General features: G+C 63.8%; 11 protein-coding genes. 1 reads left to right on the top strand and 10 read right to left on the bottom strand.

From position 1 onward, the window contains the following. The 4 genes from K2W81_RS14135 to K2W81_RS14120 form a co-directional block, all read right to left on the bottom strand. Nucleotides 1–473: NAD(P)-dependent oxidoreductase (locus K2W81_RS14135; RefSeq protein ID WP_294105443.1), on the bottom strand; the 473-nt coding region annotated here is incomplete at its 3' end. Between the two features lie 140 nt (nt 474–613). Next, on the bottom strand, nt 614–1129 hold the full coding sequence (gene ilvN, locus K2W81_RS14130; RefSeq protein ID WP_294105441.1) for an acetolactate synthase small subunit: 516 nt from the start codon (nt 1127–1129) through the stop codon (nt 614–616). Beyond that, complete coding sequence (gene ilvB, locus K2W81_RS14125; protein ID WP_294105439.1) at nt 1129–2889, bottom strand: biosynthetic-type acetolactate synthase large subunit; 1761 nt, start codon at nt 2887–2889, stop codon at nt 1129–1131. Before ilvB ends, ilvN begins: the two co-directional genes overlap by 1 nt. A gap of 136 nt (nt 2890–3025) precedes the next feature. Beyond that, a complete protein-coding gene (locus K2W81_RS14120) occupies nt 3026–3781 on the bottom strand; it encodes an SDR family NAD(P)-dependent oxidoreductase (protein ID WP_294105437.1) in 756 nt (251 codons plus the stop codon). Between the two features lie 124 nt (nt 3782–3905). Between K2W81_RS14120 and K2W81_RS14115 the strand changes: the two genes are divergently transcribed. Next, the gene (locus K2W81_RS14115) at nt 3906–5015 is read left to right on the top strand and encodes an S-(hydroxymethyl)glutathione dehydrogenase/class III alcohol dehydrogenase (RefSeq protein ID WP_294105436.1); all 1110 of its coding nucleotides are present in this window, start codon (nt 3906–3908) and stop codon (nt 5013–5015) included. Nucleotides 5016–5134: 119 nt separating this feature from the next. Here the strand turns inward: K2W81_RS14115 and K2W81_RS14110 are convergent, their stop codons facing one another. From K2W81_RS14110 to K2W81_RS14085, 6 genes are all read right to left on the bottom strand, one after another. Next, nucleotides 5135–5590 (bottom strand): SWIM zinc finger family protein, encoded by a 456-nt coding sequence (locus K2W81_RS14110; protein WP_294105435.1) that lies wholly within the window; start codon nt 5588–5590, stop codon nt 5135–5137. Continuing rightward, nucleotides 5587–5997, bottom strand: coding sequence for a hypothetical protein (locus K2W81_RS14105; RefSeq protein ID WP_294105433.1), 411 nt, complete (start codon nt 5995–5997; stop codon nt 5587–5589). The genes K2W81_RS14110 and K2W81_RS14105 overlap by 4 nt, the downstream gene beginning before the upstream one ends. A 134-nt stretch (nt 5998–6131) precedes the next feature. Beyond that, nucleotides 6132–7700 (bottom strand): glutamine-hydrolyzing GMP synthase, encoded by a 1569-nt coding sequence (gene guaA / locus K2W81_RS14100; protein WP_294105431.1) that lies wholly within the window; start codon nt 7698–7700, stop codon nt 6132–6134. A 40-nt stretch (nt 7701–7740) separates the two neighbouring features. Further along, nucleotides 7741–9231 (bottom strand): ABC transporter permease, encoded by a 1491-nt coding sequence (locus K2W81_RS14095; protein ID WP_294105430.1) that lies wholly within the window; start codon nt 9229–9231, stop codon nt 7741–7743. Continuing rightward, nucleotides 9228–10145: an ATP-binding cassette domain-containing protein gene (locus K2W81_RS14090; RefSeq protein ID WP_294105429.1), complete on the bottom strand. Its 918-nt coding sequence runs from the start codon at nt 10143–10145 to the stop codon at nt 9228–9230. Before K2W81_RS14090 ends, K2W81_RS14095 begins: the two co-directional genes overlap by 4 nt. A 252-nt stretch (nt 10146–10397) precedes the next feature. Continuing rightward, on the bottom strand, nt 10398–12074 hold a 1677-nt coding region (locus tag K2W81_RS14085; RefSeq protein WP_294105428.1), incomplete at its 5' end, for a prolyl oligopeptidase family serine peptidase.

Here is a 12074-nt window from a genome sequence, read left to right as displayed (position 1 = left end):
TCGGCTTCCTGCGCGACCGCGATCAGGCACGGCACGCCGCCGCCCTTCTGATATTCGCTGCGCACGGTGTGGCCGGGGCCCTTCGGCGCGATCATGACGACGTCGAGATCGGCGCGCGGCTCGATTAGTCCGAAATGGATGTTTAACCCGTGCGCAAAGGCAATCGTCGCGCCCTGCTTCAGATTGGCGTGGAGATCATCGGCATAGATCGCCGCCTGATGCTCGTCGGGGGCAAGGATCATCGTGACATCGGCCCAGGCAGCTGCCTCGGCATTGCTCATCACCTTGAAGCCCGCCGCCTCCGCCTTCTTCGCCGTCGCCGAGCCGGGGCGCAGCGCAATAGCGACTTCCTTGACGCCGCTGTCGCGCAAATTTTGCGCATGGGCATGACCCTGCGAGCCATAGCCGACGACCGCGACCTTCTTGTCGGTGATGAGGCTGAGATCAGAGTCGCGATCATAATAGACACGCATTGCAGTCATTCCCTTTCGTTCAAACCAGATCGTCACCCCGGCCTTGTGCCGGGGTCCAGCCATCCACCGCTACGCCGGTGATTGGGGCGCGGTGGGCCCCGGCACAAGGCCGGGGTGACGATTCCTAATAGCTGATCCTTCTACGCCGCCTCTTTGCCGCGCGAAATGGCGACGATGCCGGTGCGCGCGACTTCGATCAGGCCGACTTCGCGCATCAGCTCAATGAATTTGTCGATCTTTTCGCTGCCGCCCGTCACTTCGAACACAAAGCTCGATGTCGTCGCATCGACGACGCGCGCGCGGTAGACATCGGCGAGGCGCAGCGCCTCGATCCGGTGATCGCCGGTCCCTGCGACCTTGACTAGCGCCAGCTCGCGCTCGACATGCGCGCCGGCTGCGGTCAAATCGGTGACCTTGTGCACCGGCACCAGCCGGTCGAGCTGCGCGACAATCTGTTCGAGCACCGGCGGGCTGGCCGATGTCACGATCGTGATCCGGCTGACCGATTTGTCCTCGGTAATCTCACTCACCGTCAGGCTGGCGATGTTATAGCCGCGCGCGGTGAACAGCCCCGCGATCCGCGCAAGAATGCCCGGCTCATTGTCGACGATCACCGCCAGCGTGTGCCGTTCGGCCTTTTCTTGCCTGATCTGCATCAGACCAGCGCCTTCGCTTCATCGTCCATCGTGCCGGACACTTCGCTCGCGCGCAGGATCATGTCGGTGTGCGACGCGCCCGACGGGATCATCGGGAAGCAATTGGCGAGCTGCGCGACGCGGCAGTCGACCAGCACGGGCCCGTCATGCGCGAGCATGTCGGCGATGCCGGGTTCAAGCTCACCGCGCTTTTCGATCAAAATGCCCTTCCAGCCATAGGCCTCGGCCAGCCGGACGAAATCGGGCAGCGAATCGCTATAGCTTTCGGCGTAGCGGCTTTCATAGGTGAGCTCCTGCCACTGGCGGACCATCCCCATATATTGGTTGTTGAGGATGAAGATCTTGACCGGCAACCGGTATTGCGTCGCGGTCGCCAGTTCCTGGATGTTCATCTGGATCGATGCTTCACCGGCAATGTCGATCACCAGTGCGTCCGGATCGCCGAGCTGCGCACCGATCGCGGCGGGCAGGCCATAGCCCATCGTCCCGAGCCCGCCGCTGGTGAGCCATTTGTTGGGGTCTTCGAAATCGAAATGCTGTGCCGCCCACATCTGGTGCTGACCGACTTCGGTGGTGATGATCGGCGAGCGGGCGTGCGTTGCTTCCCACAAAGCCCGGATCGCGCGTTGCGGCATGATCGCGGTCGGATCGCTTTCGGGGAAATCGAGCGACTTGACCGCGCGCCAGCCCGCGATGCGGCGCCACCAGTCGGCGGTGTCGGGCTTGGGGTGCCCGCGCGCTTGCCAGACGCGCACCATATCGGCGAGCGCATGGCCGACATCGGCGACGACGCCCAAATCGATCCGCACGGTCTTGTTGATGCTCGACCGGTCGATATCGACATGGACCTTGCGCGCATGCGGCGCGAAGGCATCGAGCCGCCCCGTCACCCGATCATCAAACCGCGCGCCGAGCGCGACGATCAGATCGGCCTGGTTCATCGCCCAATTGGCTTCGTAGGTGCCGTGCATGCCGAGCATCCCGAGCCATTGCGGGCTCGACGCCGGGAAAGCGCCCAGCCCCATCAAGGTCGAGGTCACCGGCGCGCCGGTCAGCGCCGCGAGTTCGCGCAGCAGCGCGCTCGCCGCTGGCCCCGCGTTGATGATCCCCCCGCCGGTGTAAAGGATCGGCCGCTCGGCCGCAGCGAGCATGTCGACGAGCTGCTCGATCGCGGCTGGATCGGCGTCGAGCTGCGGGCGATAAGTCTTGTGCTGGATCGGCCCCGGCTTGGTGTAGCGCGCGGTCGCGACCTGCACGTCCTTGGGGATGTCGACGACGACCGGGCCGGGCCGTCCCGATGTGGCGATGTGGAATGCCTCATGGATCGTCGGGCCGACCCGCGCGGGGTCCTTCACCAGATAATTATGCTTCGAACAGTGGCGGGTGATGCCGACGGTATCGGCCTCCTGAAAGGCATCGGTGCCGATCAGCGATGTCGGCACCTGCCCGGTGATCACCACCATCGGGATCGAATCCATCAGCGCATCGGTGATCCCCGTTACCGCATTGGTCGCGCCGGGGCCCGACGTGACGAGCACCACGCCTGGCTTGCCGGTCGAGCGCGCATAGCCCTCCGCCGCGTGCGTGGCCGCCTGTTCGTGCCGGACGAGGATGTGCCTGATCTGCCCGCCCTTGGCGTTGTGGCGGTAGAGCGCGTCATAAATCGGCAGCACCGCGCCACCCGGATAGCCAAAAATGACCTCGACCCCGAGATCGCCCAGCGCCTCGATCAGGATATCTGCTCCGGATTGCTCGACCATCACTCGTCCTTGCGTTTGCCCACACGCCGCATCGCACAAATATGCTGGCGAAGGGCGCTGCTAGAGATGTAAAATTTGCCTGTCAACCATTGTTGCGTAATTTAGTTGCCAGATTATCCATATCAACGAATTTTTACTACGCTTCAGCGGAATCGCGTGCGACCTGGAACCCCGCAAATGACTGGCTCACCGGCATCAGCTCGAGCCGGTTGATATTCAGGTGCGGCGGCAGGCTGGCGATCCACAGGATCGTCGCGGCGATATCCTCGGCGGTCATCGGTGTCGCCCCCGCATAGAGCTTGTCCGACGCCGCCTGATCACCGCCGGTGCGCACCAGCGTGAATTCGGTTTCGACCATCCCCGGCTCAATCGCGGTGACGCGCACGCCGGTGCCGTGGAGGTCGGTGCGCAGATTGAGCGAGAATTGCGCGACGAAGGCTTTGGTGCCGCCATAAACATTGCCGCCAGCATAGGGATAGCTGCCCGCGACCGAGCCCAGATTGACGATCGCACCCTTGCGCTCGATCAGTCCCGGCAGCAGCCGGTGGGTGATGTCGACCAGAGCGGTGATGTTGGTGTCGATCATTGTGCGCCATTGCGCAAGATCGCTGCGCTGCGCAGGCGCGGTGCCCATCGCCAGCCCGGCGTTGTTCACGAGCAGATCGATGCCCGCGAAGTCGGCCGGCAGCGTCGCAAACGCGTGGTCGAGCGCGGCGGCATCACGGACATCGAACACCAGTGGCAGCACCGCATCGCCGCACTCGGCAACGAGCGCGTCGAGCCGATCCGCCCGCCGGCCGGTCGCGACCACGCGCCACCCTGCCCCCACCAGCGCGCGCACCGTTGCGGCGCCAATGCCTGCCGTTGCGCCCGTCACCAATGCCGTCTTCATGCCATGCCTCCGCTTGCCCCCTGCGCCATGCCGATTGCCGCGTCCGAGCGCAACGCGTTCCATCGACGCGGCATTGCGGGACCAACGATGGCCATGATACCGCCGCGCCGAGGAGAAAACGCCCATGAAAACCCGCGCCGCCGTTGCCTTCGAAGCCAAGCAGCCGCTCGAAATCGTCGAACTCGACCTCGAAGGGCCGAAGGCGGGCGAAGTGCTCGTTGAAATCATGGCGACGGGCATCTGCCACACCGATGCCTATACGCTCGACGGGCTCGACAGCGAGGGGCTGTTCCCGAGCGTGCTTGGCCACGAAGGCGCCGGGATCGTCCGCGAGGTTGGGGCGGGCGTCACCTCGGTCAAGCCGGGCGATCACGTCATCCCGCTCTACACCCCCGAATGCCGCCAGTGTAAATCATGCCTCAGCGGCAAGACCAACCTCTGCACCGCGATCCGCGCGACGCAGGGCAAAGGGCTGATGCCCGATGGGACGACACGCTTCAGCCACAAGGGCCAGCCGATCTTCCATTATATGGGCTGCTCGACCTTCTCCAACTTCACTGTCCTGCCAGAAATCGCGGTCGCGAAAATCCGCGAGGACGCCCCGTTCAAGACGAGCTGCTATGTCGGCTGCGGCGTGACGACGGGCGTGGGCGCGGTCGTCAACACCGCCAAAGTGCAGGTCGGCGACACGGTGATCGTGTTCGGGTTGGGCGGCATTGGCCTCAACGTGCTGCAAGGCGCCCGGCTGGCGGGCGCGGGCATGATTGTCGGCGTCGACATCAACCCGGCGCGGGAGGAATGGGGCAAGCGCTTTGGCATGACCCATTTCGTCAACCCGAAGAGCGTCGACGGCGATCTCGTCGCCCATCTCGTCGCGCTCACCGATGGCGGCGCCGATTACACCTTCGACTGCACCGGCAACACCACCGTGATGCGTCAGGCGCTGGAGGCGTGCCACCGCGGCTGGGGCACGAGCATCATCATCGGCGTGGCGGAGGCGGGCAAGGAAATCAGCACGCGCCCGTTCCAGCTCGTCACCGGCCGCAACTGGCGCGGCACCGCGTTCGGCGGCGCCAAGGGCCGGACCGATGTGCCCAAGATCGTCGACTGGTATATGAACGGCAAGATCGAGATCGACCCGATGATCACCCATGTGCTGAGCCTTGAGGAAATCAACAAGGGCTTCAACCTGATGCACGCGGGCGAAAGCATCCGCAGCGTCGTGGTGTTTTAGCGCGAGACCATTTTCCGGCGCCCCGCTTGTTTCGAGCGAAGTCGAGAAACCCGCCACAAGCGGACCGAACTGATGGGGCGGATGCCCCCTTCAGTTCAGTCAGCGCACCGTGCAATCCGCTAGTCGAAATCGTCGTCCCAATCGCAGCCGAACGCGAAACCAACCGAGCGGAGCGCCCGCCAGTCCGACGCCACCATTTCCAGCAACAGCTTTTCGAGTTGAGACCTGTCACACCGCGCGAGGCTTTCGGCAATCTCTCCCACTCTGTCGGGAACATCATCGCCTTGCCGCCTCCTCTCGTTCGCGACGAGGGCCGTCGCCACCATGTGCTTGCAGAAACCCGAATCCCCGTAGGCCGGGCACGAGCAATGCCCTGAAATCTCCGCCCCCGAGTGACTCAGCCAAACCGTATAGTCGCTCGTACCAAATGCGGCGGCGAGGATGCTGCTGTCATTAAAGCTCAGCAGGGCAATATGGCCGTGATCGGCATAGCCTTGGCCGCGTGCAAACACCTTGTCTCCAGCCAGATTGCGGAGTTCAGCTTCGTCGAACAAGGGCGCGCTGCGGGATTTCATATATGCGGCTGCAGGATTGGATCGTTTTCGATCATGTCCAGAGCCTCTTCCAACGTCGCCGAACCGTGATACGGAAACCACTGTCCGGTATGTCGGTGCCACATGATGTGAAAGCGGGTTTCAGTCAGGCATTCCTCGTCGTGATCGAGCCGCACCCAAGCCGAATCGAATTCCTCCCCGGCATTGTCTTCCCAACCTGAGCGATAGCGGGTGATGAAGCTATACTTGCTGCCGCGCCACTTCCCGTGGAGCGCCACGGGGTAGTTCCACTGGGTTGGCAGGATTTCCGGAAGGAAGCGCGGCGTCAGCCGAGCGGCAATGAACCTCTCGCAGCGCTGGCCAATTGCTGTTTTCTCATCTCTCGTCAGCTCCTTCACGCGGATCCAGCGGCGTACAGGCTTGGCCATTCGTTTGCCTTCTTACAATCGCCCATTCAGCTCTTACCGTCACTCTGCTCCAACGTCATGACGGTAACGGATTTTGCAAAAATCCGGAGTCCTTGTCTTGTCGACACCATATCAGCCAATGCTACGCCACACCCCTACTCCCACTCGATTGTGCCGGGTGGCTTGCTGGTATAGTCATACGTCACCCGGTTGATGCCCTTGGCTTCGTTCACAATCCGCGTCGCGACGCGCGGGAGGAAGCCGCCGGGGAATTCGAACGCCTGCGCGGTCATGCCGTCGGTCGAGGTCACCGCTCGCAGCGCCAGCACATTGTCATACGTCCGCCCGTCGCCCATCACCCCGACGCTGCGCACCGGCAGCAGTACCGCAAATGCCTGCCAAATCGCATCGTACAGCCCGGCATTACGGATCTCTTCGAGATAGATCGCATCGGCCTTGCGCAGGATGTCGCAGCGTTCCTTGGTGACTTCACCCGGAATGCGGATCGCGAGGCCCGGCCCGGGGAAAGGATGTCGGCCGACGAAGATGTCGGGCAATCCGAGTTCGCGGCCAAGCGCGCGGACTTCGTCCTTGAACAATTCGCGCAAGGGTTCGACGAGCTGCATGTTCATGCGCTCCGGCAAACCGCCGACATTATGGTGGCTCTTGATCGTCACGCTCGGCCCGCCAGTGAAGCTGACGCTCTCGATGACATCGGGATAGAGCGTGCCTTGCGCAAGGAAATCCGCCCCGCCAATCTTCTTTGCTTCGTCTTCAAACACTTCGATGAAGGTCTTGCCGATGAATTTGCGCTTGGCCTCCGGGTCGGTCAGCCCGGCGAGGCCGTTCAGGAACAACGTCTCGGCATTCACATGCACCAGCGGGATGTTGTAGTGGCCGCGAAACAGCGACACGACCTGATCGGCCTCGCCACTGCGCATCAGCCCGTGGTCGACGAACACGCAGGTCAGCTGCGATCCGATCGCTTCGTGGATCAGCACGGCGGCGACCGCTGAATCGACGCCGCCCGACAGCCCGCAGATCACCCGCCCCTGCCCGACCTGCGCGCGAATCTCGGCGATCTTGACGCTGCGGAACTCCGCCATCGTCCAGTCGCCCGCCAGCCCGCAGACGTGGCGCGCGAAATTGGCGATCAGCTTGGCGCCATCGGGGGTGTGGACGACTTCGGGGTGGAACTGCATCGCATAATAATGCCGCGCATCGTCGGCGATTACTGCAAAGGGCGCACCGCTGCTGTGCGCGACGGGACGGAAGCCGGGCGCGAGCTGCGTCACCTTGTCGCCGTGGCTCATCCACACCTGGTGCGTTTCGCCCTCTGCCCACAGTCCGTTGAAAAGCCCGCAGCCATCGGTCACCTCAATGAAGGCGTGGCCGAATTCGCCGCTGTCGCCGAGCAGCACTTCGCCGCCGAGTTGCGCCATCATCACTTGCTGGCCGTAGCAGATGCCGAGCACCGGCACGCCGCTTTCGAACACGACCGGCGGCACGCGCGGGCTGCCGTCCTCGAGCACCGAGGCAGGCGATCCCGACAGGATCACACCCTTGGGCTGCATCCGCGCAAAGGCTTCGGCGGCGGTATTGAACGGCGCGATCTCGGAATAGACCCCCGCCTCGCGCACCCGGCGGGCGATGAGCTGCGTCACCTGACTGCCGAAATCGATGATGAGGATGGAATCGCCGGGCGCTGTCGATGTCTGGGTCATGCGCTCAGATAGCGGGCACCTCGGCGCCTGACCAGACCGCTCAGGCGCCGGGGCGCATCATCGCGATGATCGCCTTCAAGCTAGGGCGCGCGCCGGTGCCGAGCAGGTTGGCGCGGAACACGCGGCCCAGCAGGATGACCTCGCCGATGATGAACAGCACCAGCACTGCCCCCGTCCCCAGCACTTGCCACGTCGGGATGCCTGACCCCAGCCTCCCGAGTACCGCAAAGGGCGCATAAAGCGGGATCCACGTCATCGCCTCGACGAACACGCCGCCCTTACCCGACAGCACCGACTGGAGCAGCAGCGTGAACGGCACGACGATCAGCATCATCACCGGTGTTAGGAAGCCTTGGGCGTCGCGCATCGATTCGCTCATCACGCCGATCACCAGGAAGATCATCGACACCATCAGATAGCCCGCGACGAAAAAGAAGATGATCGTCGCGATGCTGCCAAACGACGACACCGGCTCGAGCGCGGGCTTGATCAGATCGGCAATGTCGCCCTGCGTCGCATAAGCCGCGAACAGCCCGCACGCGACCCAGGTCACCACCATCGCGAGGCCAATCGCGACCGTACCGATCAGCTTGCCATACATCAGCTCGTTGGGCGTCACGCAGGCGAGCAGGGTTTCAATGAGCTTGTTGCTGCGTTCCTCGATCGCACCCTGCAGCATCCAGCTGCCCGACAGCAGCAGCGACATCATCAGGATATAGGCACTCGCGAGCGGCAGGATTGACCGGACGATCACCCGCTCGCGACCGCTGCCTTCGGGCGGCGTCGTCACGCTAATCGCCGGCGCAATCGCGCTGGCAGCCGCTGCCGTCGGCGCCGCCGTACCATTGGCTTGCAGGAACCGCGTGCGCAGGTCGCCGGTCAGCACGCCTTGCAGCGACGCGACGAACGACGCGCGCGGCTGGCCGTTCGCCCATAGCCGCACCACCGGCGATGTCCCGAAATCGCGCGGGATCAGCAGCACATAATCGATCGGCTTTTTGCCCGACTTGTCGGCTGGGCGCAGCAACGGCTCAAGCAGCCCATCGATCGCCTGGGGCGAAGCGGCGGCGATCACGGGCGGGGTCTCGACGATCTTGTAGTCGGCCTCTGGCGGCTCGAACCCCTTGGCATCGTCGGGCGAAACCTTGGCAATCGCGGCGAGTGCGGCCTTTAGCCCGCCGCCTGCGACAAAGGCATCGACATCGGCGTCGCCGAACCAGCGCGCATCGCGGGTCCACACCGCGCCCGGCGCCGCGCGCTGCAAGTCGTGGCGCTGGACGTAGCGGGCGAGCGCAATCAGCACGAAGCGCTGATCGTTGGTTTCGATCTGGCGCTTGATCGCAGCGCCCGTGGTGTCGCCCGACTGGTCGATAAGCATCACCGTTTCGACGTTCGACTTGCCGGTGATCCGCGACGCGAGCGGTCCGGCGGCGAACGCGAGCGGGACGATCAGCAGCGTGATCCAGAAGCTGCGCGTGGCGGCGATCTGGCGAAACTCGCGCGCGGCGACGAGCAGGATGTGGTTGATCATGGCCGTGCCTCCGCGCCGCCGACAATATGGAGAAAGACGTCGTGCATGCTCGCGCGGTGCTGTTCGAAACCGCGCAGCGCGAAGCCCTGCGCCGTACAGAGCTGGAGCAAATCCGCAGGGTCGCCGCCGGGGACGAGCCGCACGTCCCACGCCTGCCAGCCATCACCCACGGCAGCGGTTTCGGTCGCACCCTCGACCCCCGGCAACGTCGCCGGCGATTGCTGCGCCACCAGCGTCAACCGCACCGGCAGCGTCGCGCGCGCGCCGTCTTGCGTGCCTTCGAATTGTTTGCGGCCATGCGCGAGGAACAACAGCCGGTCGCACAGCCGCTCGGCATGCTGCATGACGTGGGTGGAGAAGACCACCGCCGCCCCGCCCTTCGCCGCGCCGACGATCTCGTCCTCGAGCAGTCCCTGATTGACCGGATCGAGCCCCGAAAAGGGTTCGTCGAGGATCAGGAGATCGGGCTTGTTGACGATCGCGGTCGCGAGCTGGACTTTCTGCGCCATCCCCTTGGACAATTTGTCGACGGTCGTTTTGGCGAAAGCGCCGAGCCCGAAGCGGTCGAGCAGCACCAGCCCTTCGCGCCGTGCATCGGTCGCCGTGATGCCCTTCAGCCGCGCGAAATAGACGATCGTGTCGATCGCGGTCATCGACCGGTACAGCCCGCGCTCCTCAGGCAGGAAGCCCAGCCGCGCGCTGGTGCCGCGCCCCGGCGGTTTGCCGAGCACGTCGATGCTACCCCGGTCGGGCCGCAATATGTCGAGCACCATGCGCAGCGAGGTGGTCTTGCCCGCGCCATTGCCGCCGAGAAAGCCAAACACTTCGCCGGGTTCGACCGCAAAGCTCAGGTCATTAACCGCCGCAAAGTCGCCAAACCGCTTGACGACGGTATCCAACCGCAATGCAACCATCAAAATCTCCCTTGCTGGCGAGCAGCTTAGCGGGGTGTCATAGTGATATGCAACAGATTTTGCCGACTGCGTCGAAGCTCAGCAGAGCGCGGCGGCTAGCGCTTAATGACTTGGGGTTGAGTCACAGCCCCTCCCGTTCGTGTCGAGCGAAGTCGAGACACCCTGCGCACCGCTTGTGGCCTGTTTCTCGACTTCGCTCGAAACGAACGGGTCAAGGGCATGGCAAAAAACGCACGATGCGCGCGCGGACGCTCAGCTCTTCTTGCCGCCGTTGCCCACTCTCGGCGCCACTTCCAGCCCGGTCCAATAGGCCACGAACGCCCAGAGATCGGCGGCTTCCTCTATCACCTTGTCGGTCGGCTTGCCGCTGCCGTGCCCGGCGCGCGTTTCGATGCGGACGAGGCGCGGCTTGGTGCCCAAATTCGCGGCCTGGATGGCAGCGGTGTATTTGAACGTATGCCCCGGCACCACGCGGTCGTCAGTGTCCGCCGTCGTCGCCAATATCGCCGGATAAGCCACGTTCGACTTCACATTGTGATAGGGCGAATAGGCATAGAGCGTCTTGAAATCGGCTTCCTTCGACGGATAGCCATAATCATCGACCCAATAGCGCCCCGCCGTGAACCGGTCGAAGCGCAGCATGTCCATCACGCCCACCTGCGGCAGGGCTGCTGCAAACAGATCGGGCCGCTGGTTGACGACCGCGCCGACCAACAGGCCGCCATTCGATCCGCCCTGCACCGCAAGCTGATCCTTGCCGGTGATGCCGTTCGCCTTCAGCCATTCGCCCGCCGCGATGAAATCGTCGAACACATTTTGCTTGTTCTGCAGCCGTCCGCCGTCGTGCCACGCGCTGCCATATTCGCCGCCGCCGCGGATATTGGCGACCGCGAGCACGCCGCCCGCCTCAATCCACGCGAGGCGCGTCGGTGAGAAGCCGGGCAAGGTCGGAATGTTGAACCCGCCATAGGCGTAGAGCAACGTCGGCGCGGGGCCAGTCGTCGTCTTTTTGCGGACGATGAACATCGGCACCTTGGTGCCATCCTTCGACGGGTAGAACACCTGCTCGACCTTGAACGCCGCCGGATCAAACGCGACCTTGGGCGCGGCCCAGGCCGTCGATTTGCCGGTCTTCACGTCATAATGGAAAATCGTCGTCGGCGTGGCGAAGCTGGTGAAGGCGTAGAAAGTCTCCTTGTCGCCAATCTCGCCGCCAAAGCCGCCGACCGATCCGATCCCCGGCAGCGGCACCTTGCCGAGCAATTGGCCGTTCAACGAATAACGGCGGACTTCGCTCTTCACATCGGCCAGATATTCGGCGAAAATCTGCCCACCGACGATGTTGGCGCTTTCGAGCGTCGCCTTGTCCTCAGGGATGACTTCCACCGCCACCGGCTTGGCGCCGCCAACATCGATCGAGACCAGCCGCAGCAGCGGCGCGCCATTATTGGTCTTGAAGTAGAATTTGCTGCCGACATTGCCCGCCAGTGCCCATTCATACTCAAGGCCCGCAATGACGGTGCGCGGCTTGGCGTTGGCCTTGGTCAGATCGAGCGCGGTGATCTGATAGCGACGATCGGTGCCTTGCGTCGTGGTGATCAGCAACCAGCGACCGTCATCGGTCACGCTCGGCGAATGGCCGAATTTGGGGTGATCGGGCGTCGCGTAAACCAGCCTGTCGGCCGATTGCGCCGTGCCGAGCTTGTGGAAATAGACTTTCTGGTTCTCGTTCAGCGCCTGAAACTTGGCCCCCTCCGCGGGCGGATCGAAGGCCGAATAGAAGAAACCAGACCCGTCCTTCATCCAGCCGATGCCGGAAAACTTCACCCACTCGATCGTGTCGGCCAGCGTCTCGCCGGTCGCGACGTCGAGCACTTTCATCGTGCGCCAGTCGGTGCCGCCATCCTGAATCGTGTAGAGCAGCTTCGT

Source organism: Sphingomonas sp., from assembly GCF_019749955.1.
Classification (GTDB): domain Bacteria; phylum Pseudomonadota; class Alphaproteobacteria; order Sphingomonadales; family Sphingomonadaceae; genus Sphingomonas.
Note: the sequence above shows the minus strand (reverse complement) of the source record. Positions and strands in the feature narration are given on the sequence as shown.